This is a genomic window from Sulfurimonas iocasae (assembly GCF_047716755.1).
Taxonomy (GTDB): domain Bacteria; phylum Campylobacterota; class Campylobacteria; order Campylobacterales; family Sulfurimonadaceae; genus Sulfurimonas.
The window spans coordinates 219,350-243,411 of record NZ_CP180409.1 but is presented as its reverse complement, the minus strand read 5'-3'; the positions used below and the strand labels follow the sequence as shown (position 1 = coordinate 243,411).

Genomic DNA, 24,062 nt, shown 5'->3' with positions numbered 1-24,062 from the left:
TTATCCTTATACCTTTTTTTCCATCGATGTAATTATTGGAAGTGCTAACCACTGAACAATAAATAAGACCGCAGCAACAAGACCAATCGTACTAAACACACCTTCAGGAGGTAGTTTACCCATAGCTGTTAAAACAATCATATTTGCAAGCATCAACCAAAACCAGATAGCAAAAGCTTTTCCACGACGATTTGCAGCACATGTATTTGGACTTCTATCCAAGAAAGGTAAGAAAACAAAAATAACTTGTGCAAATCCAAATAATGCTAAGCCAAGGTCTATATTGAATGGACGTAAAATCTCATATGACCATAGGAAATACCACTCAGGGTAAATATGCGCAGGTGTCTTAAGACCATCTGCAGGGTCAAAGTTTACTGGATCCATTGCGAAACCATAATTATAAAATACTAGATAAAAGAAAAATACTAAGTAAACTCCAACAACCATCATATCTTTAGACATAAAGTCATTTGCAAATCTCATAACTTTTGAACCAACCTTGTCGCCATCTAAATATTTTTTAGACTCAGCTTCAAAATCAATTTCATCACCGTCTTGATTGTTAACATGTGGAATTCTAAGAGCTGCGAAGTGAAGCCCAATAAGACCCATAATCGCTAATGGAACAAGAAGAACGTGTAACATAAAGAAACGACCTAAGAATGCTTGTGCAGGAACATAATCCCCACGAATCCACTCAACAAGTCCATCTGCATGTAAAGAACCACCAGCAAATAGGTTAGTAATAACCATACCAGCCCAGTAACTCATTTGTCCCCATGGCAACATATAACCTGAAAATGCTTCAGTTGAAAATGCAATAAATAAAAGCATTCCTGAAATCCAAATCATCTCACGTCCCTTCTTATAAGAACCGTAATAAATACCTGTAAACATATGGATATAGATAACTAAGAAAACAACAGATGCCGCAACACCATGAATATGTCTCCATAACCAACCAAAATCAACTTCTCTCATAATAGTATAATTTACGCTGTAGAACGCTTCATCAACCGTAGGAACATAGTACATTAATAAAAATATACCAGAAACTACAAGTAGAGCAAAAGTGATTACAAGAACCATCCCCATCGCCCACAAGAAGTTAATATTTTTTGGAATCCAATATTCAGATCCCATTACCTTTTCAACTTTTTCAACTGCTAATCGTTGGTTTAACCAATCTTTAACACTTGTTGCTTTTGTAAAATGTGCCATTTATCCTCCCCTTTTTATAGCGTTACGCCATTATCTTTCATCTTAGTATATTCTGGACCAGTTTCACCAAGAACTAACTTATTTCCGTCAATTCTAAATGGAGGTATATCAAATCCTCTTGGTGGTGGAACTGCCTGTACTAAACCAGATGCAGTAAACTCTCCACCATGACATGCACATTTAAAATCGTTACTATCTGGTCTAAATGCTGGAATACATCCTAAGTGAGTACAAAGACCGATAGCTACCATAAAGTTAGAATCTCCAACTTTAATGTTTCTAGCTTCTGCTGCAGCATTACCATTTTCTTTTTCCATAGCTGCTGCAGATTTCTTCAAAACAAAGATAGGTTTCCCTCTCCATTTCTCCGTAATCATAACACCCTCTTCATATATGCTCATATCAAGAGTTGTAAAACCAGCTGCTTTTACACTCGGTAATGGATCCCAACTCTTTTTCATTGCGACCAATGAACCTACCGCACCTACTGCCGCTACAGCACCAAACGCTTTCCCCATAAAACCTCTACGGCTATTATTTTCCATATTTGCTCACTTCAGTGTGAATTTTAAAGTCCTGATTATATACTAAATTACTTTTAATTATTTATAAATTAAGCTCTCTTTTATAAATTCACTTAATTTATCACTATTATGTTCCACTTTGTAATACTCATGCTTTTCAAGGCCTTCTAATATTGTCAATAGTTGACTATTTTCGTAGTTTTTTACAATTGGAATGTTAAGTTTTTTTAATAATTCTTGAAAATCTGATGGATAATCACATCTTTGAATATAAATCGGTTTTCCACCAGATGCTAAATTTTCCAAAACGGCTTGAGGAGATGCTGTTATTAAAATTTTTGATTTTTTTATGACCTCATCATAGTCTTCAAATTCATGATTATGTTTAAATTTTTCTTTCAACATGTCTTCATAATCAAAAAAGTAATAAAATCCTAAAAGTAAGTCTGGGTTTAAACCATCTAAAAGAGCAAAGTTTTGTTCTAACTGTTTGTCATAATCATCATCTCCAAAGAAGAAAGATAATTCTATAGTTTTTTCCTCTTTTTCAAAATATTTCTCATCAATCACAACTACATTACAAATATCAGTTCCATTTAAGTATGGTGATATTAAAAACTCTTTATCAGCTTTTATATCATCTTTACTATCACTAACTCTTATAAAAGTAGAGAAATATTTTCTCATATCATCTAACATTATAGGATTTGCTTCATCTGAATCAAATATTATTTTATCACCATTTTGTGATATTTGTGGAATATTTCTAACTACATCAATTCCAACACTTTTCTCTACACCAAATTTAGAAGCAATCTGTGCAATACGAAAATCTGAACAAAGAAGAGTAATATCAGCATCCTTTAAAAGACGCATAATTGTACAGGCTCTTCTAAATCTATCTAATCCTATACGGTGCCCCGTGTGTACATAGTAGTATGTCTTCATATTACTTCTTTTTACTTGCTATTCTGATGTATATATGTAGTATCTCTATGGCCGCCGGTGTTATTCCGCTTATCTGCATTGCTGCTTGGAGTGTAGGAGGATTAAAATCTTCTAATTTCTCAACTATCTCTTTAGATAAACCACTTACATGTTTGAAATCAAAACCTTGTGGTATAGCAATTTTGAGGTACTTTTTCATTCTATGTATTTCTTCACTCTGCTTTTCTATATAACGGGCATACTTACCTTCTACTAAAATCTCTTCTTTTATGTAGTCATTATATTGATCTAGTTCAGGAATTAGTTTTATCATCTTCTGGACATCAAAACTCTTTCTTGCTACTAACTGCTGAGCTGTAGAGATATCTTTGATAGGAACTTCATCCATTGAGTCAAGAAAGGCTATAAACTCTTTATTTGGAGTGAACTTTGTATCTTCTAAAGCTAAAGCCCCCTCTTTTATCTGTTTGTTTTTTAGCTTAACATTTTCATAAAACTCATCACTTAAAAGTCCAAATTTATGCCCATAGTAACTAAGTCTTGTGTCAGCTGACTCCTCACGAAGAAGAAGTCTATACTCTGCACGAGATGTAAACATACGGTAAGGCTCATTTGTTCCCTTTGTTACAAGATCATCTATTAAAACACCAATGTAAGCCTCATCGCGTCTTAAAACAAAAGGCTCTTTACCTTGCAATGAAAGAGAAGCGTTGATTCCAGCCATAATACCTTGAGCTGCTGCTTCTTCATAACCTGTAGTTCCGTTTACCTGCCCTGCTAAATAGAGATGCTTGATTTTTTTCGTTTCTAATGAGTGTTTTAGTTCACGTGGATCTACAAAGTCATACTCTATAGCGTATCCATAACGAACTATCTTTGCATTTTCAAGTCCTTTTACCGACTTTATCATATCGCGTTGTACTTCTGGTGGAAGAGAGGTTGACAAACCGTTTATGTAACACTCTGTATTATCCATAGTTTGTGGTTCTATAAAAAGATGATGTCTGTCTTTATCTGCAAATTTACTTACTTTATCTTCTATACTTGGGCAGTATCTTGGACTTTTTCCTGCTATCTGACCTGTAAAAAGTGGTGCTCTATAAAAATTTGAAGATATTATTTCATGTGTTATCTCATTTGTATAAGCTATAAAACAAGGAAGCTGTTTTTTTGTAGCTCTAAATTCATCTCTATTAGTACGAAAACTAAAAGGACTAGGAAGTTCATCCCCACCTTGTTCTTCCATAACAGAAAAATCAATAGTTGAGCTGTCTACTCTCGCACAAGTTCCTGTTTTAAGACGTGATATATTTAAGCCACAATCATCTTTAAGTGAAGCACTTAAACCTTCACTTCTCTCTTCTCCATAACGTCCACCTTTTTTTTGAACTTCACCTACGTGAATAATTCCATTTAAAAATGTTCCTGAAGTTATAATTACTCTTTTGGCTTTATACTCATTTAGTAAATCAGTTTTTACGCCTTTAACTGTTGCTTCTTCTATAATTAAAGACTCTACTGTTTCTTGTGTTAAATGTAAATTTTTAGTGTTAAGTACTACATTTCTAGCAATAACCTTATATTTGTCCATATCAATTTGCGCGCGACTTCCACGAACAGCTGGACCTTTTGTTTGGTTAAGTATACGAAATTGTATTCCTGCTTCATCAGTAATAAGACCCATCTCACCACCAAGTGCATCTAACTCACGGACTAAATGTCCCTTAGCTAAACCACCGATTGCAGGGTTACAACTTGTAGCACCCACATTTTCAGCAAGCATTGAAATCATAAGAGTTTTATTACCCATTCTTGCTGATGATAGAGCTGCTTCAACACCGGCATGTCCCCCACCAATTATTATTACATCATAATTCATATATTAAATCCTACTATTTATACTTCTGTATTGAAGCTTTGCATTTGGCGAGAAAAAAAAAATTTATTTTTAATTTAGCGGAATTTTATCATTTTTAAGTATCATTTGCATAATATATATAGAATTACTTAAGGTTTTTCAAAATGAGTAAAGATAAAAAAGATTTATTTGAAGATTATGTTCCCCAAGTTGTTGAGTTTGATGAAGAGATAGATGGTAGCGATGAGCATAAAATTAGAGAAGATCATCTAAATACAAAAGAAGAACTTCTTAAAGAGATTATGAAAAAAAAGTCTAATAAAAGAAGTTATAGACAACCTATACGCACAGAAAACGAGAAGTCATGATAAAACAAGCACATGAAGCTTACAATAATGGCGACTTTAAAACTGCACTAGAACTATACACACAACTTGCATCTGAAAATAATGCAGATGCTATGACATCCCTAGGGTTTATGTATCAAAATTCACAAGGATGTGAAAAAGATGATAAAAATGCATTAGAATATTATGAAAAAGCGGCTGAGTTAAAACAACCATATGCACTTTTTAATCTAGCTATCTTATATATGAATGGCTTAGGTGGAGTTGGGCACGATCAATTTAAAGCTCATGAACTTCATATGGAAGCAGCTACAAGAGAAGTTCCTCCTGCAATGTATGAAGTAGCTCTTATGTTAGAGCGTGGTCTTGGATGCCTGCAAAACTATTCTGAGGCTGCATTTTGGTATGAAGAGGGAGCTAAGAGAGGTCACCTTGAGAGTTTCAATAATCTAGGTGTTCTTTATAAAGAAGGTCACGGTGTTACTCAAGATGAAGCTAGATGCTTTATCTGTTTTTCTCGTGCTGCCGATGGTAGTTTAGCAGAAGGTCTATATAACTTAGGTCAACTCTACGATCAAGGTTTCGGATGCGAACAAGATCACGATAAAGCACTTGATTTATGTAGAAAAGCTGCCTACAAAGGTCACGTTAAAGCCAAAGAGATTATCAAAGGCTTGCAAGAAGATGGAAAGATTGTATTTTAATTTAAAGGAAAGCCCTTGTTCACAGGTTTAATCAGAGAAATTGCTACAGTTAAAAGCTTCTCAGGAAGCGAATTAAGCATAAAGTCAAAACACAAAGCAAAACTTGGTGACTCCATCGCAATTAATGGTGCATGTCTGAGTGTCGTCAAACTTTCTAACGATGGATTTAGTGTAGAGCTTTCTCCTGAGTCTCAAAAACACCTAGCCTTAGAAAACTACAAAAATGAAGTTCATATTGAACCTGCTATGATGATGGGCGATAGATTTGAAGGTCATATCGTTCAAGGACATATTGATGCTATTGGAACAATTAAAGAGATAAGAAATAGTGGAAATTCTTTTGATGTTTTTATAAGTGTTGATAAAAAATTTATTCCCTACATCGTTCCAAAAGGCTCAATCACTATAGATGGAGTAAGCCTAACAGTTAATGATGTTAATGAAAATGATTTTAGACTTACTATCATACCTATAACGATGAAAGAGACACTTTTTAAAAACTATCGTAAAGGTTCAAAAGTAAATATAGAGACTGATATGTTTGCTAGATATGTTTCACACATCATCTCACATCAGACTAAAAATAGCTCTAATATTACATGGGATGATGTAGACTCTATTACAGCTAGGTACTAATCTCTTAGAGGCTTAGCATCTGGGTTGCACGATATTTTATGCTCCATATCTACTGAAGTAAATTCTTTTAGCTCCTCCATAGATGCAACTGTCGCCATTCTTATCCCCTCTGCACTATTTGTATAAACTTTAAAATCATTTCTAAACAGTGCAAGTCTAGTAGCTAAGGAAATAGAGTATGTAGTAAGTACTCCATCGTTCTTTATAGCATTTTTAATATCTGAGAAATACTCTAAAGTCCAAAGCATGGGATTAGAACTTGGAGAAAATGCATCTTGATAGACTATGTCAAACTTATCTTGAAATTTTTTAACATACTCTCTTGCATCTCCTAAAAATATCTCTATATAAAAATCATTATCACTATAAACACCATTTTCAGAAAGTTCTAAAATGATATTTTTGAAATCATCAAACTCTTTAGGATATGTGAAGTTTTTTAGTGAAGATATAAGGCTCGCATCTAACTCAGGAGAGTAAATATTTAGCTTAGATTTTAGAGAGTTTTTTTTATAATGATAAAGTGTTGCTAGAGTATTAAAACCAAGCCCATAACAAATATCTAAAATATTTATCTCATCTTGATTCTTTTTAATTTTAAAAGCAGGAAGCACATGCTTTAAAAGTGACTCTTTCATCGCTCCATCTTTTGTGGAGTGATAATGTTCATCATACTCTTTTGAGTAAGCTGTAAATGAACCATCTTCACTTAAAACTATCTCATGTAGTTCATCGTTAAATTCATCCACTAAAGCTCATTACCCCAAATGTGTAACTTTATGAAACAACATACTATAAAAGAATGCTTTACTTTTTGTCTAAGAATTTCATTTTCAGTTTCGAATTTTGAATCATTTACTTCTGCTTTATTTTTCATAAAAGTATTATAGCAGTCTATTTACAAACAAATGAATGGCATATTAGTCATATCACGTCTTTAAGTGGCTTACCGATGTAATACCCTTGCATATAATCTACATCTAAAGCGGCTATGATATCGTATACTTCTTTTGAGTGTACAAATTCAGCCACCACTTTTTTATTTAATTTTTTTGCAAATATAATAATTGTTTCAACTATAAGTTTTGCATTTTCATCTTTATCAATATTTTTTATTAAAGAACCGTCAATCTTCATATAATCAGATCTAATAGTAGTCATATGCTGAAAATTCGCATATCCACTTCCAAAATCATCAATAGCTATATTGGCTCCACATGCATATATATCTTTAATAAAATCATTTATAACAACTTCGTCTTCATTTGCCTGTGTTTCAAGTATTTCTATCGTTAATTGTGAAGCTATATCATATTCAACAATTTTTTCAAATAAAAAGCTTCTCGTTTTTTTATGTAATATATCATCAAATGATAAATTAATGCTAAAAGAGATGTTGTTTTTTCTAAAGTAGAAGAATGTCTTTTCAATCATAATTTCTGTAATTTGCGAATATAATTTTGTTTTTTTACTAATACCTAAGAATGATAATGGCGATAACACATCACCATCTTCTTTCACGAGCCTAACAAGAGCTTCATACTTATCTATTGTCCCTGTCTTTGTATTTAGTAAAGGTTGAAAGTATGGGATGATTTTTTCATTAGCTATTGCATACTTAATAGTACTAACTATAGCTATATTCTCTTCATACTTTTTACTTAGATTTAAGTCTTCATCAAAATGCATAAACTCTTTAGAAGATTTTTTTGCTAGTTTTAAAACCATATCCGCGTTGACCAAACCATTCTGATTCTTTGTTAAAATAGCGCTTGCGATAGTTGCTGAAATATGAATAGAATCTTTACCAATAAAATATTTTTCATGATTTATAAGTAATAAATACTCGTTTATTTTTTTCTCTCTTAATTTTGTATTGTCGATTGCATTTAGAATGACTGCAAATTCATCGGATGGAAGTTTAAATACTTCCGTATGGTCATATTTCATAAGAGCTTGTAAAAGTACTGCTATCTTTTGTAAGAGTTTGTCTCCAACGGCATGTCCATAAAAATCGTTTATTGTTGCAAAGTCATCTATATTTATTAAGAATATCATTTTACCGATACTATTGTCTAATCTTTGTATTAAACTAAGTCTATTTGGAAGTTTTGTAAGCTTATCAAAGTAAGCCTGTTTGTATATCAAGTCGGAGCTCTCTTTTATTCTTTGCTCAAGATTATTATTTAATGACTCAAGTTCCTTTGAGATTGTATTTGCCAAGTGTGCTAGGACATGTTCAACTTTCACAGTATAATTTTGTGACTTACTAGGTATTTGGGGAATATTTTTTGGTATGCTATTTTTATTTTCACTAAGAGCTATAAGCGTCATAGTCTCATTTAAAAGCTGATTAGCATCATTACTATGAAAAAATTCTCCGTAAGTGAAAAAGCCAGATACATGACCAACTTTTTTTAGTACTTCAAGTTCTTCTATCATATTTTCATTCATGAATCTTCGTCTTGCCATACAAGAATATACAAAGACCGCTTCCGCTTCATACTTTATCTCATCTAATAATTTTCCAATATGATAATTACCATTTTGTAAAATTTTTTCAAGACTTCCCACTCCAAAATTAACAGCGGTCCCTTCAGGTATATTTCCAGCAAAAGTTAAAGAACCATCATTATGCTTTAACAAAACAGCCCTTCCGATACTAACACCATTTTTTTCAAATATAAGAGGAAACTCTATCCCTACCTGAGGTAATTGGTTTGCTAACTCATAGCCAAAGTATTTTGCATAAACATCAACTGCAGACATCCCGTCTATCTCATAAATACGATTTTTTACAGATTTTGTAACTATAAGTTTTTTACCTACTGGCATCCAATCAAAGGTGTATTTTGTGGATATATTTAAATTATTGCTATTTAAAGAAACACCTACAGCACCAGCACTTGTCACCTCTTTTTTGTCAAATATATAGGTTTCAAGCATGTTACCGTTATCCGCAGCTAAACCACCTGTAACAGTAACCTCAGAAGCAATACTACTGATACCATTAACATAATCTTCACCATTTGTATTAATCCCATCCGCAAAAGATATGATTACTTTTGTATTCTCACAAACTATCTTAGACGCGATGGCTTGACCTGCTTCATAACTATTATATTGCGAGTCTTCGTACTTAATAAGTTCGGACTTTAAAGTTGTTTGCTCAAAGATTGTAAATGTAGCTATATTTTTTGTTGCATTATAAACTTCCATGCCATTTATGATACCATCGGTCGTTGACCCAATCAGTACGGATTTAGGAAAGTTTTTTTTGAAATAGTTTTGTATTTTATTAATTGTATTTAAATCTGCAGTCGCACAAAAGATTTGTATTAGGGTGCAAGAAGTGTCATCAACAGAAGAACATATCAAGTCTTCTATTTCATCAATATTTTCAAAAGATAAAGTAATGTTTTTCATTATATTTATTCTAGCATAAATTAAATTTACATATAATAAATACCTTGCAACAACATGTGTATGATACAATTCTAAGAACTACTAGATGCTGGTACAGATTTATGAACGCTCCCGAATATTGGGTTAAATTGGGTCAAAGCATATGCTTCTTTTTGAATAATTCCCTTATTATAGGGATTATTCCCATGTTATAAAGGTGTATAAAATATTACAGCCCATTACCCCACATATGCTTATAGTTCATCTTATCTCCATATTTTACAGTGTTTAAAAATATAGTTGACACCTTTTTATACACCTTAGTTTGTAGTTTAATCACTTAAACAGCCTTATTTATGTTGATTTGGTCTCCATTCTTCAACCTCTCCAACATCATAAGTTATCTTTCCTTTAGCAACAGTTTGATGATAAGGCAACGGATTATTTAATCTACCTCTATAATCTCTTTGTCTTGATATTGATATATTATAGATTTGTGCAAACTGCTCTGTCGTTATATACTTCTTAGCTTGTAGCTTTTTAATCTCTTGCTCTAAGTCCACTACTTCTTTTAATTGCTCTTCTTCATCTAATGTAGCATTGAGTTCTACAACTCGTTCAGAAATGCCTTGTATAATATTTATATAGTTAATATCTCCATAATGCTGTAATGCACCTATTGGCTCTTTTACTTTCTTTACAAGTTTTAGAGCCTTTTTAGGATTATCACTATTTTCATCAAGTATCTCTTTTATATTTTTAAAATACTTCCAATCAACTCTATGAGTATCTAATCTATGTTTACCGTATGTAGTGTTTAATAAATCTACTTCTTTGTAAATATCATAGTTATCAGAAGCGACCTTATAATAGATGACTTCTATCCGTTTAATCTCTTTGATAAGCTTTTTGATAATCTCTGTATATTTCTTCATTTATATTATTTTAGAATGTATCCATCTTAAATAATCTTTGTGTATTAGTATCAGCAAGCTCTTTTGCTAAATACTCTGTTTTACATAATGCTAAAAATTCTTCATTGTCTATTTCATCTTCAATTGATGTAAAGATATATTGAAGCCCATTTTCAACTAATAAATCTAAGACTGCAACAATACCTTTCTTATATTCTATACCTAAGTTATCAAATAACCCATCGTGAGCTATAAAGTGAAAGAAGTTCTGATTTTTATATGTTAAAGCAATAGAGGCATCAAAAATAAAACAGAACATTCTTGAATATGCTTCTCCCTCTTCTTTAGAGTTGTCAAGAATAACAGCAGTATCTATAACTTTTGTTTCAAATACTAAATTATCATTACTGTTGAGTGCTATATTTAAAATTGCGTCAACTCCAAGAACTGTGCGAGATAATTTTTTGAATGTATCTTTAATTGTTACCAATGTATCACCAGGAGTTTTAATACTATGGTCAAGTTTGATTACTAATCTATCTCGTCTTTTATTAAGTATTTTAACTCTTCTTAATTTACATTTATACTCTCTTAGCTTTTTATATCTTTCTTCTACTAAGCTAATATTTGTTTTTATTGTTACAATTTCTTGTTCAATCTTTTTAAACTTACTAAATGTATCAGTATCAGTTAAAACAGATAAAAGTTCTTTTCTTTTAGTATTCTCTGTTAATAAACTTTCATCTATATCAGATAATCTTTTAACTATTTTTTGATGTTCTGCTTGTAAATATATTTCTCTGTCTTTAGTTATCTTATCATTAAACTCAAGAACATCTTTATAGCTTTTAACTAACATTTCACTAAGGTTTATATTTACTTCAGTAAATAACTTTTGAACTTTCTTTAAATCAATCTCTTGTTCTTTCATTAAAGACTGTTCTATTAACTTTCTTTTTTTATCTAATGAGTATCTTTCTTTATTTAAACTTGCTACATTCTCTTCAACTTCAGATACAAGTTCTTTATTTATATGGTGTTCTTTTAAGTAAAAATCAAAGTTAGTATATAGTGTTTCTTTCTCTTCAAGTTCAGCTTCTAATAATAAAAGTGTTTCTTTGGCTACTTCAATATCCGATAAACTAAAATTACTATTATTCTCTAATGAAGCTATTTCACTCTCAAGACTTTCAATTTCTCTTTCTATATTGTATTTGGTTCTAACTATTGTGTCATCAAGCCCAACCATTGAAGCAACAATAGTTTTCCACTCTACATCTTTACCTTTTTTATATTTGTTCAACATAAATGGATGACTAAAATCATCTTTCTCTCTAAGGAAATAACTTAAGTAATTTCTATATTTTGGTATATTACTGCCATTGATAGAAAAATTTATTTTCTCTTTAAAGAATGACATTACTTTATCATAGCCATCTATAATATCAAAATTACTATCCTCTAAAGAAGTAAAATCTTCTTTAGCATTATGTACTTTTATAGCTATCTTCGTTCTCTTTTTAACTTTTCTTCGTATTGTTAGATAACTATTATCCGCTAATTCAAGTTCAAGATAAAAATTAAAGTCTTCAAAAACATTTGCTTCAAGAAATTTTGGTTTACTCTTTTTTATAAGACAATAATCAATAAGTTTAAATAATGTAGTTTTTCCAACAGAATGTGGCTTTGTACCAGTTGCCAAAACTGCATTTATATTGTCTGTATTAAAGGTTATTGCTTCAAAACGACTATCAGAAGAATATAGTTTACTAAGCTTCATTATCTAACCTTAATATGTCTTCACCTTTATCATATTCTAATGCACCTGTCATAAATAAAAAATTTAACGACAAGATAGCCTTATCATACGATATATGTAACTCACTTTCAACAATTGAAATCACTTTCTCAAATTGATATATTTTTCTATTCATAATAATATCAATTATTCTCGCAGAGCTATTTAATACACTCTTTGTAGTATCTTCAAATGGATTAGCTAAAATCATTATATACTCTCTTTTTTACCAATAAAACAAGAAAAATACATAAAATGTATTAATCTCTCAGCCTTTAGCTTCTTTTTAAAATCCCAATCTTGTTTATAAAATTGACCTATAATCTTATTTATTTTTGATGGAGTTAAATCTGCTTTATTATCTAAAGCAATTATCGCTCCTCTTATTGTTCTAATTATATATTTAAATCTATCAGTAAAGTCTTCATCATTTAAATAAAGAACTTGTTGTATCTCTTTAAAATAAACTATATCTTCTTCTATCTTCTCTGAAAAATATTCTTCCATTTGATTTTGCTTATTTTTATCTTCTATCTTTATTCTATCATATGTGAAATCTTCTTTAGTTTCAATAGTTTGAGATAATTCATACAACTCAATTATAATTTTTTCTGTCTCTACTAAATCAAAACTCACATCATCTTCAAAAAAATTAATATTAGTCTGAGTTACATTACCTTTTGCTTGTATATTACCTTTTCCGTCTTGCTTTTGTCCACTATTATTAAACATTAGTATGTACATCCCCAGCAGATTGTATATTGCCAGTTCCGCTCTGTTTTTGATGGATACTTTTATCAATCTTGATAACTTTACTTACAGCAAATAATGCCATACCAAGAGAAATAATACTCGCTAATCCTGCAAATAATAAAAACCAATCATTACTCACGACTGTATGTAACAGTTCCATATATTCTGTAGCTTGTGTAACATTATTATCTGGCATATCATCTCTTTATGTTCAGGATTATCTTTAGTCTTATTATATCTAATTCAACCCCTCATAAATTTTAAACGGTATGTTAGCTTTATATCTTAAAAATGATGATGATAACTTACGGGAGTATTTGACTAAAATTAATGAGAAATTTGAACTATTGAATAAAGATAATTAAACCTCTTCTTGCTCTAATAATTTACACACATCTACATCTAAAATCTTTGCTATCTGAAATATATGATTGATATTAAAATGCTTTGAACTATTATATTGCTCTGCCGATGAAACTACAGATACAGAACTATGCCCCATTTCAAGACTAAGCTTTAATTGAGACAATCCTTTTTCTTTTCTATACCTCGCTACATTCTCCCCAATTTTCTTATGAATAGCTTCTAAATCTATATCTTCCATTAATAAACACCTATACATTTTATTTAAGTGTAAGGTAACAAATAGTAATATCATCGTGCAACTTCTATTAGTGCCAGTTACTATAGTGGTACACAAGAAGTAAGTATAAAAAAACAAGGAATAAAATTGATAAAACAACTTCTTATCGTGTCACTACTGACATCCGTAACGACAATGGCATTAAATGCAAAAGTCTGTAAAGAGACTAATAGAAATGATACTCGTACTTATACGACATCAAGTAATGATTGTAATCATAAATATATAATTCATCAGGTTTATAAATATAAGAACGGTCAAAATCAAATTATACAAAACTTTAAAGATGGTAAAGAAGATGGTATTACTAAAAGGTACCACGAAAATGGGAAATTATCTTATGAACAACCATATAATAATGGTACCCCAATAGGAACTCATAAAAGATATTTAAAAGATGGAAAATTATATTCTGAAACAACTTTCAAAAATGGGAAACAAGTTACTTCTAAAAGTTATTTTAGAGATGGAAAATTATCTACTTTAGCAACTTTTATAGATGGTAAAGAAGATACTACCAAACTTTATTATAATAGCGGTGTACTTAAATCTGACGAAAAATTTTCAAATGGAAATAGAACATCAAGAAAAGAATATTTTGAAAATAAAAAAATAAAAGCTCACTTAACTTTTAAGACAAATACTTCAAGTGGTTCTACTAAAAAAGCTACTGAGCAAACATATAATGAAGATGGATTATTACTAAAAGACTTGAAATTTGTAAATGGTAAAAAGAATGGTGTTCAAATGAACATAAGAAAAAGAAGAGGTTATAAATTTAGAACAGAAATAATATATAAAGATGATAAAAAAGTAGGCGAAAAGAACTTTGACAATAATCGTTTATCTCGTGAATTTTATTATGAAAATGGTAAGCAAGTTAAAAAAATGTATAGCTATAATATAGATGGTAAACTTACAAAAATATATAATAAAACAACAAAAAAAACAACCTACTATAATTTAGATGGTTCTGTAGATAGAGTGGAATAGTTATGATACATATTATAAAAACAATTCTAATAGGTATGGTGATATTTGTATTTACTGGTTGTGATAGTGAGTTAGTATCAACAGTCAAAAACAGCGAATACTCAACAAGAGTTACAATCGGAGATATATTTGATGATACAGCTTATTGTGTATCTACTGAATGGTCTGAGATAGAAAATAAAAAATATAAAGCTCTTGCAAAAGTAGTATGTGAACTTAATCAAGACTATGCTATTTCTAAAAATACTAAGTATCTTGTTTTTAATTTTAAATATGTAAACGGATATGTTGAATTTTTCAATACATACTGGATGAATAAAGATAAAAAACAGATTGGTGGTACCTTAACAAAATCTCAATCTCAACTTACACTGGACTTATTACTAAATGAAGTAGAATAATATATATAGGGTGGTTAAACCATCCCTTGTATATTTCTTCAACATACTTTCATAACATCTACAACAAAAATTCATACAATAACTTATATAAATCCAAATATCCAATAAGACCAAGAAAACTTCTCCAGTCTTTCTATAAAAAATATTCTAATTTTATTGATTTTTATAAACTTGTTATTTATATATACTAAATGTCGGGTTTTTAGTTTACGAATAACTTTGAGATTTAGCGATAGCTTAACTTTCTCCTTAATTTGTAGTATCTCATTATCTAAGACATAATAGGCTTCTTGATATGTTAATCCATAATTGTTATATAGTAGTTTATATATCTTTTGACTATATTCATTTCTTGTATGACTATAAAATCTTATTCGTTTTTTTAATACTCGTCTATAGTCCTTTCGTGCTTCTCCTAATTTATACACTTCTTTATCTGTTAAATTTTTAGCATACTCTTTTACCGTGTAATGAAAAATATCAATATCTTCTTCTTCATTATATTCATTAAAGCTACATCTATATTTTTTTAAATTATATGTATCAATGATTTTATTATATACTTTCTTTAACCTGTTTATATCCTCTTTATTTAACCACAGCTGAATATCTAAGTGTGGATTGTCATAGTCTTTTCCAAGTTCAATATTTTCAAAGTTGTAAAGGTCTTTTATCCCTAAATTTAGAAGTAACTTATTAAACCTACTTCTTATAATCTGCATATGTTCCATTATTTCATATCTATCGCCATTTATTTGACTTGTGAACACAATATGCAGTTTATGTAAATCTTTATGCTTATTCGCAAGGTTGTAGTATTTAGCTCTTACTTTTGCATTATCTTTTTTGTAATACCGTACTTTCTCATCATATGTATATGGAGAAAAATAAGCTTGTGGTGCTGATTTGTTATATGATTTTTTAAACATAAACACTGTGTTAAATTTATAGTGGTGTTAATTGTCTCATTATCTTTAATCCTTATAGTTAAAATTGATACTAAAAATCAGCACCGTGTTTTAAGTATAAAAATTTAAAAGCAATTTATTTTAAAAAATACTTTTTTTTGTTCAAGTAAGATGGGGTATTGCACAAAGGGGCGATTAGCTCCCTTTTGACAAGTAGGAGAATATGAAATTATTTTATTTCTCCTATCTTGACCATAAAAATTGTTGATAAGAGTGTGTTTGAAAATATAACATTATAATTTACTGTGAAAGGTTGTAGTAAATGAATGTAGTCAAACTTAAAGCAATTAAAACGATGGACAATTATTGTAACTATGTTCTTGATAAATCAAGACATAAAGACCAAGATATTATAGAGTTAAATAATTTTGATAATAATTTAAAATCTATGAATACAGCTATTAATGATTATAAACAAAATAAACGGGGTAGAAGACCTAAACCTTTATCTGTTGTACTTTCATATCCAAAGGGGACTTCTGTTGATGATTTAGTAATAAAGCATAAGAAAATATGGATGGATTTTTTTCAATATGTGAGCGATGAAAATAATTTAGAATTAACTGATAGAGATATATCAAATATAATTAGCGACATTCCATCAGTTCTCCATTATAAGAAAAGTAATCCACATACTCATAATTTAATTAGCCGTATTTTTTACAATAGAAGCAAAGATTGTTTAGTAAGTATAGACATATCTAAAAAGCAATATCACAGAAAATTAATGAGTTTAAGCGGTTGGAGTATTCAAGAAAAGATACAAGGTAAAAAATCTACATCGCAATACAATTACAAGCTTGAAAAACTGGAAGAAGAGTTTGAAGCATATCAAAATATAAATGAGAAACTTGATAGATATATTTCTATTGCTCTTAAAGATTTAAAGAATGGTAGAACAAAAAAAGCACACCAAAAATTACAAAAAATAAAACAACAAATGAGGTAAAAAAATGAATGAATTTATAATAATAATTGTAGCCACATCACTTAGTGTAATTCTAATTGATATATTGAATAAAAAAGTAACTAAACCTAAAGTTCAAACTCAAGAGGTTGATTTAACTCCAGTCCTTATCAACATTAATGATATTGAAAAAAGATTTACAACTTATGAAAAAAATTTTGAAAAAGCCAATCAATTCTGGCATACAGCACACGCTGAACAAAAACGAAAACTGAACGATAATGTACTATTAATGCATAAGCTTGATACTGATACTAAAAAATCTATACACAAAATAAATAAAGTTATTTATAAAGATGAACCCAAAGAGGATAATAAAATAACTGAAAAGTTAAATAATATCAAAACAATATCTATATAAGTTCTACTTTGTTTTTCTGATAAATTTCCAATACTTTTTATAGGCTTTTTTTATGTCGTCATCATCAAAAGAAAGATAATGATTAATCACTCCTCTTTGCTTGTGATTTAAACAACTATCAGCCAGTACACTATCTATCTTCAAATTTCTAATCATAATGGTTAGCATAAGTCTTCTTGTATCGTGTAGTGATATTCTTTTGTCTTTATATAGCTCTATATCAGCACTCTGCACTACTCTTTGAAATATTGCATAGATACTACCTCGTTTTATAGTTGGGAAGAGTAAACCGCTCTCTATGCCCTTTATATATTCAATTACTTCTTTTGGAATTGGAAACTTATAATCTTCTTTTGTTTTTGTAATTGAAGCAGGAGATATTATTATTTTTTTATCTATGTAACAATCATCTCTCTTTAGTTTAACAAGCTCTCCAAAACGATGAGCAGTTAATAAGACAAGATATAGAAACATTCTAACTTCTGTCTGTTGTGTTTTTTGTAAAGCATTATACTTTGGAATTGCATTATATAGCTTTCTTGCAATGTCAATATTTTTTTCACTTGTTCTTAAATCTAACTTCTCTTTTACTGGCATATTATAAGTCTCTAAATCATCTATAATATTTCTATGTATATTGCCCTTTTTAACCTCTTCAGTAAAGATTGGTCTTAGAATCATTTTTAAGGTGTTTTTCGTAGAGTCTTTTACATCAAGAATATCATCTTGCATTTTTTTCAAATGAGCATAAGTAATTTTTTCTATCTTCTTGCTACCAATAGCTTTTCTTATATGCTTGTTATAAAAGTAAGTATAGTTTGTAGGAGTGCTATGAGTCCATTGCCCACTTCTCACTTTTTGTCTTACTCTTTCTTCAAAGATTTCATTTAGTGTATTGTAGGTTGTAGCGAAAGGGTCTCTACCTCTTGCAATATCAACTTTAATTGCATCTAATTTTTCTTTTGCTTTTGTTGGTGTTTTACATCCGAAGTGTTTTGTAAAGTTTTTTAATGGATAAGTTACACCTTGATATTTAAATCTAACATAAATATTTTTACTGCCATCAGATAATATTTTTTCTGTTATTCCTTTATGAGCCATAATTACCACCTTTATATGCAATTATATACTTTTACACCTTTTTATACACTTTAGGATGTAATTTAATACTCTTTAAAGATTAATAAAAAATCTAAATAATCGCTACAAAGTCCGTATTATTGGCTTATATTCCTATTTTATAGAATACATAGAAAGTCTATAACCCATTACCCCACATATGCATCTTCTTTGCTATTACCAAATCATATCCATCAACTATGTCAATTTCATTGGGTGCACGAAACTCAAACTCTTCTAGGAGAGCTTTAGTAGCTTCAACATCCATAATGCCTTTTTTCTCCATGATTATTACATGTGCAGTATTTGCAAGTGTTAAGTATGCTAATTTTAAAATCATTTTAGGGTTTTGATGTATATGAAAAATGTCTTTTAGAATTACCATATCATGATCTCTAGGCATTGCACGAAAAGGTTGTGAAAGATTTAAATTATCTTCGTTGTACAGAGCGATATTTAATTTACCATTGACGTTATCCATCATTGATTTTAATGCTGTAGTTATTTCATCTTCACAAAGAGCCACTTGGAGGTAGTGATTCCCTGGAAGAGGATTGAATAATTGTAAGAATTTATCTAAGTTCATATTAGTAAGCTAAATCGTGTAACTCTTTAAATAGATATGCTTCAACAATATCATCTATGCTTCTTTGTGTATGGGCGACTAAAACCATCATATTTTTTTCCATAAATGGCCAAATATATTCATTATCATTAGCTACAACTACACACTCACTTAAGTTTTCAAAGCTATCTTTATCGCTAGAGTGATTTACCTCTACCAACTGCCCCTCTTCTACAAGCATCTGAGCCCATATCTTTACATCTTCAAGCTTAGTTAGACGAGCTTCTTGAACTTCATCACTATCCATAGCTAGTAAAATGTACATCTATTCTTCTACTTTTGATAGATCCAGTGCTAGCGCTTCATTATCCATAATATCTATGTCTTTACGAAGAACTGCTGCTGCTATATCTTTAGCATCTGAGAGTGAATGCATCTTATATGTTCCACACTGATAAACATTAAGTTCAGGAATGTCTTTTTGTTCTTTAACATTTAAAACATCTTTCATAGAAGCTTCCCATGCTTGGGCAACAGTTTCTTCACTAGGAGAACCTAAAAGAGACATATAAAAACCTGTACGGCAGCCCATTGGGGAAAGATCGATAATCTCAACTGCCTCAGAGTTTAAATGATCTCTCATAAAACCTGCAAAAAGATGCTCTAAAGTATGAATACCTTCAGAAGATAAAATCTCTTCATTTGGTTTTACAAAACGCAAATCAAAAACTGTAATATCGTCTCCACTTGGTGTTTTCATTCCTTTAGCACGTCGTACTGCAGGAGCAGGCATAATAGTGTGGTCAACTGTAAATGAGTCTAATAATGGCATAATATATATTCCTTAATCTGTTTAGTAATTTTATTTGATGTATTGTAGCGAATTTTTTGTTATGTTTTTTGAAGCTTGTGGATTAATCTAAAAAGTTTTAGATTTTATGTAGATTGTGCAAAACTCCAACTAAGGCTAGGCTGTAGCCTGCCGTGTTGGAATTTGGTGCAAGATGCATGAAAGCTAAAAGTTTTTAAACTCTTGCTTCTTCACGTCTTTGTAGATAAGACCAGTTAGCGTCTACACGCTCTTGCCACTCTTTAATCAAGTGCTTATACTCATCTTTAAATAAGTGTTTAAAACGACCTTGTGCAGCTAAATACTCTTCAACCGGAACAACATTCTTAGGACGATAAGTGATATTTAATTCATGTCCGTCAATAATTTCATATAATGGAAATACCAATGAATCAGTTGATAAGTCAGCTAACATCATTGTATCTTTAGGATCAAATTTCCACTCAGTTGTACATGGAGATACAGCATTAATAAATACTGGACCGTCTACTGAAAAACCGTGTTGAATTTTCTTAACCATGTCTTTCCATTTATTTGGAGAAACTTGAGCTGAATATGGGATATTATGAGAAGCCATAATTGATACCATATCTTTTTTGTTTTTCTTTTCACCATAGCTAACACGACCAGCTGGTGCAGTAGTTGTACTTGAACCGATTGGAGTCGAAGATGATCTTTGACCACCAGTGTTTGCATATACTTCATTGTCAAGAACAACATGCATCATGTTGTGACCACGTTCCATACAACCAGAAATCCATTGGAAACCTATATCGTAAGAAGCACCATCACCTGCAAAAGATACAAATTTAGGGTTTCGATCAGGTTGCTTTAGACGACCTTTATTTTTAAGTGCTTTGTGCATTGCTTCAGCACCTGCAACAGCAGTAGAACCATTCTCAAAACCGATGTGAATCCAAGAAGCATCCCATGATGTGTATGGATAAACAGCAGTACATACTTCAAGACACCCTGTAGATGCTGAAAGTACTAAGTCATCATTCGTAGCATTTAATACTTCACGAACAATAATAGAGTGCGCACAACCAGGACATAAAAGGTTTGCACCTTCAAAGCGGTCAGCTGATGTTGAGAACTCTTTTAAGTTTTTAATTTTTTTCATTTCACTCATAGTATTCTCCTATAAATATGATAGTTTCGGTCCGCGAACACCGATAAATTGTTGTAATGGAGTTGTTATCTTACCAGCATCAACATTCGCCTGAAGCTCAGTAAATAGCTCTACTAGGTGTGCTTTAGTTAAATCACGACCACCAAGACCATAAATTTTACCACTAAGCATAGGACGTTTTTCTAAGTTATACATACAACCAGCTAACTCATTAAATAACATACCAACAGTTCCACCAGGAGCTGAACGGTCAAGAGTTGCAATAGCTTTTATATCTTTAAGTGCTTCTGCTATTTGCATGAAAGGAAAAGGACGAATAACACGAATACCAATTACACCGGCTTTAATACCTTTTGCTCTCATTTCAGTTGCAACTTCACGAGCTGTCTCAACTGAAGTACCCATACAAACTACAGCTACATCAGCGTCCTCTGTATCATACTCTTCTACAAGATTATATTTACGACCTGTAAGTTTTTCAAAATCAGCAAATACTTCTTCAATCTTAGGAAAAACTTTTGTCATAAGGTCATTATGTTGACGAGCTTTATGCTCAAAATGCCAATCTTCTTCAGTCTGAACACCGTGAGTTACAGGATGTTCAAAATCTAGCATGTCATTCATTGGTTTATAATCACCAACAAAGTTGTAAGCAGCATCATCAGTTAATGTTTGAACACCTTGAGCTGTATGAGAAGTCATAAAACCATCTTGGTGTACCATTGCTGGAAGTCTAATACCATGATCTTCAGAAACTCTAAAAGCAATAAAGTTTAAGTCATAAGCATTTTGTGGACAGTAAGCGTCAAACTGAATCCAACCGCTATCACGACCAAGATACATATCTGAGTGGTCACCATTAACATTAAGTGGAGCAGCAAGAGCACGGTTAACAACGTTTAAAACGATTGGTAAACGCATACCAGATGCTTGGTAAAGTGTCTCCACCATAAGTGCAAAACCTTGAGAAGATGTTGCAGTAGCAACACGACCACCAGCAGCAGCAGCACCAATACATCCACTCATTGCAGCATGCTCAGATTCAACCATTACGAATTCACCTTCGACATAGTTATCTGCTAAGAATTTTGCATAACCTTCAACAATTGGAGTTGATGGAGTAATTGGGTAAGCAGCAACAACGTCAATTTGACACTGTCTTAAAGCTTGAGCAGCCGCAAAGTTACCATCCCATACTTCAATATCTTTTAATTCCATTTTATCAAATGCCATTACTATTTCTCCTCATCTTTTGCAGGCCATGATGCAATCTCTGCCTCTTCTTCTGCTTGTTCTGGGAACATTAAAAGTGATTTAGGATTTGTAGGACAAACCTCAACACAAATTCCACAACCTTTACAGTGGTCCATATCTACACCAATCATCTTCTTATCTCTAGCTATGATTGAAACATCTGGACAATAAATCCAACAAAACTGACAATCAATACAGTAATCTTTATTAAATACTGGCTTAACTAGTCTCCAATCAGCAACACTTGCTGTATAAGAATTACTTGGAGAATATGCACGGTCTACCTGAGCAGTACCTGCAATATCATCTATCGAACCATCAAATGATCGGAGCATTGCTCCAATTTCGAATTCATCCCATCCTTTATTTGCCATCATATTCTCCTTATTTTACTTCATCATAAGCACGTTGAATTGCAATCATGTTTGCGTCAACGATCTTCTGTGGTAATTTTCCGAGAATTCTTTGCATACTCTCTTTAAAAAAATCTATATCATACATCTCTGAGACTTTCATAAATGCACCAAGCATTGGTGTATTTGGAATAGGACGACCAATAGTTTCGTTTGCAATTGTGATACAGTCAACAGTATAAACTTCCTTACCTTCTAGTTTTGGTTGAGCTTTAACAAGTTCTTCCTTACTTAGGTGAGTTGTAATAATATATTTTGTATTCTCTTTATGATTAATAGTGACATCACTTGTATAAACTAACGCAGGGTCTATTACAAAAACAAAATCTGGTTCCATATACTTTTCATGATTCATAATCATTGCATCGTCAACACGATTATATGCTGTCATTGCAGCTCCACGTTTAGCAGATCCATAAAATGCAAATGCCTGTACATGCTTGCCTGTTGTAGAAATAACATCTGCTAAACCTTTTGCTCCGGTAACAGCACCCTGTCCAGCACGACTATGCCATCTAATTTCTAGCATAAATTCTCCTTCTTTTAATACATAAGAATCTTCAGTTCTAAGTTAATGTATTTTAGGGAAGTTGCTCTTAAATATAGCTTGAAATAATACACTTTATTACTAAGTAAAGGAAATGTGTGTTTTTTTCCTGTTTTGTAGAAATTCAACAGCTTCTAATGCATCACTAAATATAATGTTTGTATGTTGTTTTAAAATATCACAATTATCATATCCGCTTAAAACCCCTATTGAATTTACCCCTGCATTTTTTGCTGAAATCAAATCTAATTTAGTGTCACCTATCATCCAAATTTCTCTGTTAGTAGCATCTAACATCTCTAAAGCTTTTAATATAGGCTCCGCATCTGGTTTTGGTTTCTCAACATCTTCACGTCCAATCAAAACTTCAAAGTGATGCATCAAATCAAAATGTTCCATCAAAACTTTAGAGTAAGTTCCTGTTTTTGTCGTAACAATACCCAATACCGCAAACTCACTTGCCTGAGTTACAGCCTCTTTTGCATTTTGTAAAAGTGTGGTCTTTATTGTGGAGATTTTTCGATACTCATCTTTATATGTATCAACATAATCCCAAATAACACTCTCATCAACACCAAGCTCTCGATACATAATATCCAGAGGATAACCAATAAGAGCCATTATATCTTCATCTGCTGGATGCTTAGCGTGGTGTACATCAAAAGAGTGATGGAAAGTACTTACTATTGCATCTGTTGAATCTATAAGTGTCCCGTCTAAGTTAAAAAGTATAATCAT

Annotated in this window: 29 protein-coding genes; 7 read left to right on the top strand and 22 right to left on the bottom strand. The window is 31.2% G+C overall.

All coding sequences use genetic code 11. The annotated features are described in order from the left end of the window. Positions 1 to 6: 6 nt before the first annotated feature. The 4 genes from ACLHDE_RS01335 to mnmG are packed head-to-tail and all read right to left on the bottom strand — an operon-like array spanning position 7 to position 4,575. On the bottom strand, positions 7 to 1,224 hold the full coding sequence (locus ACLHDE_RS01335) for a cytochrome b (protein ID WP_415397360.1): 1,218 nt from the start codon (positions 1,222 to 1,224) through the stop codon (positions 7 to 9). Positions 1,225 to 1,238: 14 nt separating this feature from the next. Further along, complete coding sequence (gene petA / locus ACLHDE_RS01330; RefSeq protein ID WP_415397359.1) at positions 1,239 to 1,769, bottom strand: ubiquinol-cytochrome c reductase iron-sulfur subunit; 531 nt, start codon at positions 1,767 to 1,769, stop codon at positions 1,239 to 1,241. A 57-nt stretch (positions 1,770 to 1,826) separates the two neighbouring features. Then, a complete protein-coding gene (locus ACLHDE_RS01325; protein ID WP_415397358.1) occupies positions 1,827 to 2,696 on the bottom strand; it encodes a hypothetical protein in 870 nt (289 codons plus the stop codon). Position 2,697: 1 nt separating this feature from the next. Then, positions 2,698 to 4,575: a tRNA uridine-5-carboxymethylaminomethyl(34) synthesis enzyme MnmG gene (gene mnmG / locus ACLHDE_RS01320; protein ID WP_415397357.1), complete on the bottom strand. Its 1,878-nt coding sequence runs from the start codon at positions 4,573 to 4,575 to the stop codon at positions 2,698 to 2,700. A 143-nt stretch (positions 4,576 to 4,718) separates the two neighbouring features. Here mnmG and ACLHDE_RS01315 point away from each other — a divergent pair, with 143 nt between their 5' ends. From ACLHDE_RS01315 to ribE, 3 genes are read left to right on the top strand one after another with little or no spacing between them, the layout of a single operon-like run. Then, the gene (locus tag ACLHDE_RS01315; protein WP_415397356.1) at positions 4,719 to 4,922 is read left to right on the top strand and encodes a hypothetical protein; all 204 of its coding nucleotides are present in this window, start codon (positions 4,719 to 4,721) and stop codon (positions 4,920 to 4,922) included. After that, the gene (locus ACLHDE_RS01310; RefSeq protein WP_415397355.1) at positions 4,919 to 5,605 is read left to right on the top strand and encodes a tetratricopeptide repeat protein; all 687 of its coding nucleotides are present in this window, start codon (positions 4,919 to 4,921) and stop codon (positions 5,603 to 5,605) included. Before ACLHDE_RS01315 ends, ACLHDE_RS01310 begins: the two co-directional genes overlap by 4 nt. 15 nt (positions 5,606 to 5,620) lie before the next feature. Then, complete coding sequence (ribE, locus tag ACLHDE_RS01305; protein ID WP_415397354.1) at positions 5,621 to 6,241, top strand: riboflavin synthase; 621 nt, start codon at positions 5,621 to 5,623, stop codon at positions 6,239 to 6,241. Here the strand turns inward: ribE and ACLHDE_RS01300 are convergent. The 8 genes from ACLHDE_RS01300 to ACLHDE_RS01265 form a co-directional block, all read right to left on the bottom strand. Continuing rightward, positions 6,238 to 6,990, bottom strand: a complete 753-nt coding sequence (locus ACLHDE_RS01300) for a tRNA (5-methylaminomethyl-2-thiouridine)(34)-methyltransferase MnmD (protein ID WP_415397353.1) — start codon at positions 6,988 to 6,990, stop codon at positions 6,238 to 6,240. The two genes, ribE and ACLHDE_RS01300, sit on opposite strands and share 4 nt — an antisense overlap. 175 nt (positions 6,991 to 7,165) lie before the next feature. Further along, positions 7,166 to 9,667, bottom strand: a complete 2,502-nt coding sequence (locus ACLHDE_RS01295) for an EAL domain-containing protein (RefSeq protein ID WP_415397352.1) — start codon at positions 9,665 to 9,667, stop codon at positions 7,166 to 7,168. Between the two features lie 329 nt (positions 9,668 to 9,996). Continuing rightward, entirely contained in the window at positions 9,997 to 10,581 is a 585-nt protein-coding gene (locus ACLHDE_RS01290) for a hypothetical protein (protein WP_415397351.1), read from the bottom strand. Between the two features lie 10 nt (positions 10,582 to 10,591). Continuing rightward, positions 10,592 to 12,340: a hypothetical protein gene (locus ACLHDE_RS01285; RefSeq protein WP_415397350.1), complete on the bottom strand. Its 1,749-nt coding sequence runs from the start codon at positions 12,338 to 12,340 to the stop codon at positions 10,592 to 10,594. Further along, positions 12,330 to 12,569 (bottom strand): hypothetical protein, encoded by a 240-nt coding sequence (locus ACLHDE_RS01280; RefSeq protein ID WP_415397349.1) that lies wholly within the window; start codon positions 12,567 to 12,569, stop codon positions 12,330 to 12,332. The genes ACLHDE_RS01285 and ACLHDE_RS01280 overlap by 11 nt, the downstream gene beginning before the upstream one ends. Beyond that, on the bottom strand, positions 12,569 to 13,090 hold the full coding sequence (locus ACLHDE_RS01275; RefSeq protein ID WP_415397348.1) for an ABC-three component system protein: 522 nt from the start codon (positions 13,088 to 13,090) through the stop codon (positions 12,569 to 12,571). Before ACLHDE_RS01275 ends, ACLHDE_RS01280 begins: the two co-directional genes overlap by 1 nt. Continuing rightward, positions 13,083 to 13,307: a hypothetical protein gene (locus ACLHDE_RS01270; RefSeq protein ID WP_415397347.1), complete on the bottom strand. Its 225-nt coding sequence runs from the start codon at positions 13,305 to 13,307 to the stop codon at positions 13,083 to 13,085. The genes ACLHDE_RS01275 and ACLHDE_RS01270 overlap by 8 nt, the downstream gene beginning before the upstream one ends. Positions 13,308 to 13,472: 165 nt before the next feature. Continuing rightward, positions 13,473 to 13,715 carry a helix-turn-helix domain-containing protein gene (locus ACLHDE_RS01265; protein WP_415397346.1) on the bottom strand — a complete coding sequence of 81 codons (243 nt, stop codon included), beginning with the start codon at positions 13,713 to 13,715 and terminating at the stop codon, positions 13,473 to 13,475. Between the two features lie 126 nt (positions 13,716 to 13,841). Between ACLHDE_RS01265 and ACLHDE_RS01260 the strand changes: the two genes are divergently transcribed. Both ACLHDE_RS01260 and ACLHDE_RS01255 read left to right on the top strand, forming a co-directional pair. Beyond that, positions 13,842 to 14,747 carry a toxin-antitoxin system YwqK family antitoxin gene (locus ACLHDE_RS01260; RefSeq protein WP_415397345.1) on the top strand — a complete coding sequence of 302 codons (906 nt, stop codon included), beginning with the start codon at positions 13,842 to 13,844 and terminating at the stop codon, positions 14,745 to 14,747. 2 nt (positions 14,748 to 14,749) lie between these two features. Then, positions 14,750 to 15,148 carry a hypothetical protein gene (locus ACLHDE_RS01255; RefSeq protein ID WP_415397344.1) on the top strand — a complete coding sequence of 133 codons (399 nt, stop codon included), beginning with the start codon at positions 14,750 to 14,752 and terminating at the stop codon, positions 15,146 to 15,148. A gap of 83 nt (positions 15,149 to 15,231) precedes the next feature. Here ACLHDE_RS01255 and ACLHDE_RS01250 read toward each other — a convergent pair whose 3' ends face one another. After that, positions 15,232 to 16,077 (bottom strand): hypothetical protein, encoded by an 846-nt coding sequence (locus tag ACLHDE_RS01250; RefSeq protein WP_415397343.1) that lies wholly within the window; start codon positions 16,075 to 16,077, stop codon positions 15,232 to 15,234. 301 nt (positions 16,078 to 16,378) lie between these two features. Between ACLHDE_RS01250 and ACLHDE_RS01245 the strand changes: the two genes are divergently transcribed. After that, positions 16,379 to 17,065 (top strand): hypothetical protein, encoded by a 687-nt coding sequence (locus tag ACLHDE_RS01245; protein WP_415397342.1) that lies wholly within the window; start codon positions 16,379 to 16,381, stop codon positions 17,063 to 17,065. 4 nt (positions 17,066 to 17,069) lie between these two features. Beyond that, on the top strand, positions 17,070 to 17,444 hold the full coding sequence (locus ACLHDE_RS01240; RefSeq protein WP_415397341.1) for a hypothetical protein: 375 nt from the start codon (positions 17,070 to 17,072) through the stop codon (positions 17,442 to 17,444). 3 nt (positions 17,445 to 17,447) lie between these two features. Here the strand turns inward: ACLHDE_RS01240 and ACLHDE_RS01235 are convergent, their stop codons facing one another. The 9 genes from ACLHDE_RS01235 to ACLHDE_RS01195 form a co-directional block, all read right to left on the bottom strand. Further along, the gene (locus ACLHDE_RS01235) at positions 17,448 to 18,545 is read right to left on the bottom strand and encodes a tyrosine-type recombinase/integrase (protein WP_415397340.1); all 1,098 of its coding nucleotides are present in this window, start codon (positions 18,543 to 18,545) and stop codon (positions 17,448 to 17,450) included. A gap of 157 nt (positions 18,546 to 18,702) precedes the next feature. Continuing rightward, a complete protein-coding gene (locus ACLHDE_RS01230) occupies positions 18,703 to 19,149 on the bottom strand; it encodes a hypothetical protein (protein WP_415397339.1) in 447 nt (148 codons plus the stop codon). A 1-nt stretch (position 19,150) separates the two neighbouring features. After that, positions 19,151 to 19,453: a hypothetical protein gene (locus tag ACLHDE_RS01225; protein WP_415397338.1), complete on the bottom strand. Its 303-nt coding sequence runs from the start codon at positions 19,451 to 19,453 to the stop codon at positions 19,151 to 19,153. Then, positions 19,454 to 19,960, bottom strand: a complete 507-nt coding sequence (gene luxS, locus ACLHDE_RS01220; RefSeq protein WP_415397337.1) for an S-ribosylhomocysteine lyase — start codon at positions 19,958 to 19,960, stop codon at positions 19,454 to 19,456. A gap of 193 nt (positions 19,961 to 20,153) precedes the next feature. Next, on the bottom strand, positions 20,154 to 21,110 hold the full coding sequence (locus ACLHDE_RS01215; protein WP_415397336.1) for a thiamine pyrophosphate-dependent enzyme: 957 nt from the start codon (positions 21,108 to 21,110) through the stop codon (positions 20,154 to 20,156). A gap of 9 nt (positions 21,111 to 21,119) precedes the next feature. Further along, positions 21,120 to 22,343, bottom strand: coding sequence for a 2-oxoacid:ferredoxin oxidoreductase subunit alpha (locus tag ACLHDE_RS01210; RefSeq protein ID WP_415397335.1), 1,224 nt, complete (start codon positions 22,341 to 22,343; stop codon positions 21,120 to 21,122). Between the two features lie 2 nt (positions 22,344 to 22,345). After that, a complete protein-coding gene (locus ACLHDE_RS01205) occupies positions 22,346 to 22,738 on the bottom strand; it encodes a 4Fe-4S dicluster-binding protein (RefSeq protein ID WP_415397334.1) in 393 nt (130 codons plus the stop codon). A 10-nt stretch (positions 22,739 to 22,748) separates the two neighbouring features. After that, complete coding sequence (locus tag ACLHDE_RS01200; protein WP_415397333.1) at positions 22,749 to 23,306, bottom strand: pyruvate flavodoxin oxidoreductase subunit gamma; 558 nt, start codon at positions 23,304 to 23,306, stop codon at positions 22,749 to 22,751. 99 nt (positions 23,307 to 23,405) lie between these two features. Then, positions 23,406 to 24,062 carry an HAD family hydrolase gene (locus ACLHDE_RS01195; protein WP_415397332.1) on the bottom strand — a complete coding sequence of 219 codons (657 nt, stop codon included), beginning with the start codon at positions 24,060 to 24,062 and terminating at the stop codon, positions 23,406 to 23,408.

What these genes read in the sequence shown, in the direction of transcription:
- ACLHDE_RS01335 (WP_415397360.1), bottom strand. Translation starts at nt 1,224, where the DNA reads ATGGCACATTTTACAAAAGCAACAAGTGTTAAAGATTGGTTAAACCAA.
- petA (WP_415397359.1), bottom strand. Translation starts at nt 1,769, where the DNA reads ATGGAAAATAATAGCCGTAGAGGTTTTATGGGGAAAGCGTTTGGTGCT.
- ACLHDE_RS01325 (WP_415397358.1), bottom strand. Translation starts at nt 2,696, where the DNA reads ATGAAGACATACTACTATGTACACACGGGGCACCGTATAGGATTAGAT.
- mnmG (WP_415397357.1), bottom strand. Translation starts at nt 4,575, where the DNA reads ATGAATTATGATGTAATAATAATTGGTGGGGGACATGCCGGTGTTGAA.
- ACLHDE_RS01315 (WP_415397356.1), top strand. Translation starts at nt 4,719, where the DNA reads ATGAGTAAAGATAAAAAAGATTTATTTGAAGATTATGTTCCCCAAGTT.
- ACLHDE_RS01310 (WP_415397355.1), top strand. Translation starts at nt 4,919, where the DNA reads ATGATAAAACAAGCACATGAAGCTTACAATAATGGCGACTTTAAAACT.
- ACLHDE_RS01295 (WP_415397352.1), bottom strand. Translation starts at nt 9,667, where the DNA reads ATGAAAAACATTACTTTATCTTTTGAAAATATTGATGAAATAGAAGAC.
- ACLHDE_RS01290 (WP_415397351.1), bottom strand. Translation starts at nt 10,581, where the DNA reads ATGAAGAAATATACAGAGATTATCAAAAAGCTTATCAAAGAGATTAAA.
- ACLHDE_RS01285 (WP_415397350.1), bottom strand. Translation starts at nt 12,340, where the DNA reads ATGAAGCTTAGTAAACTATATTCTTCTGATAGTCGTTTTGAAGCAATA.
- ACLHDE_RS01280 (WP_415397349.1), bottom strand. Translation starts at nt 12,569, where the DNA reads ATGATTTTAGCTAATCCATTTGAAGATACTACAAAGAGTGTATTAAAT.
- ACLHDE_RS01275 (WP_415397348.1), bottom strand. Translation starts at nt 13,090, where the DNA reads ATGTTTAATAATAGTGGACAAAAGCAAGACGGAAAAGGTAATATACAA.
- ACLHDE_RS01270 (WP_415397347.1), bottom strand. Translation starts at nt 13,307, where the DNA reads ATGCCAGATAATAATGTTACACAAGCTACAGAATATATGGAACTGTTA.
- ACLHDE_RS01265 (WP_415397346.1), bottom strand. Translation starts at nt 13,715, where the DNA reads ATGGAAGATATAGATTTAGAAGCTATTCATAAGAAAATTGGGGAGAAT.
- ACLHDE_RS01255 (WP_415397344.1), top strand. Translation starts at nt 14,750, where the DNA reads ATGATACATATTATAAAAACAATTCTAATAGGTATGGTGATATTTGTA.
- ACLHDE_RS01250 (WP_415397343.1), bottom strand. Translation starts at nt 16,077, where the DNA reads ATGTTTAAAAAATCATATAACAAATCAGCACCACAAGCTTATTTTTCT.
- ACLHDE_RS01245 (WP_415397342.1), top strand. Translation starts at nt 16,379, where the DNA reads ATGAATGTAGTCAAACTTAAAGCAATTAAAACGATGGACAATTATTGT.
- ACLHDE_RS01240 (WP_415397341.1), top strand. Translation starts at nt 17,070, where the DNA reads ATGAATGAATTTATAATAATAATTGTAGCCACATCACTTAGTGTAATT.
- ACLHDE_RS01235 (WP_415397340.1), bottom strand. Translation starts at nt 18,545, where the DNA reads ATGGCTCATAAAGGAATAACAGAAAAAATATTATCTGATGGCAGTAAA.
- ACLHDE_RS01230 (WP_415397339.1), bottom strand. Translation starts at nt 19,149, where the DNA reads ATGAACTTAGATAAATTCTTACAATTATTCAATCCTCTTCCAGGGAAT.
- ACLHDE_RS01225 (WP_415397338.1), bottom strand. Translation starts at nt 19,453, where the DNA reads ATGTACATTTTACTAGCTATGGATAGTGATGAAGTTCAAGAAGCTCGT.
- luxS (WP_415397337.1), bottom strand. Translation starts at nt 19,960, where the DNA reads ATGCCATTATTAGACTCATTTACAGTTGACCACACTATTATGCCTGCT.
- ACLHDE_RS01215 (WP_415397336.1), bottom strand. Translation starts at nt 21,110, where the DNA reads ATGAGTGAAATGAAAAAAATTAAAAACTTAAAAGAGTTCTCAACATCA.
- ACLHDE_RS01210 (WP_415397335.1), bottom strand. Translation starts at nt 22,343, where the DNA reads ATGGCATTTGATAAAATGGAATTAAAAGATATTGAAGTATGGGATGGT.
- ACLHDE_RS01205 (WP_415397334.1), bottom strand. Translation starts at nt 22,738, where the DNA reads ATGGCAAATAAAGGATGGGATGAATTCGAAATTGGAGCAATGCTCCGA.
- ACLHDE_RS01200 (WP_415397333.1), bottom strand. Translation starts at nt 23,306, where the DNA reads ATGCTAGAAATTAGATGGCATAGTCGTGCTGGACAGGGTGCTGTTACC.
- ACLHDE_RS01195 (WP_415397332.1), bottom strand. Translation starts at nt 24,062, where the DNA reads ATGATTATACTTTTTAACTTAGACGGGACACTTATAGATTCAACAGAT.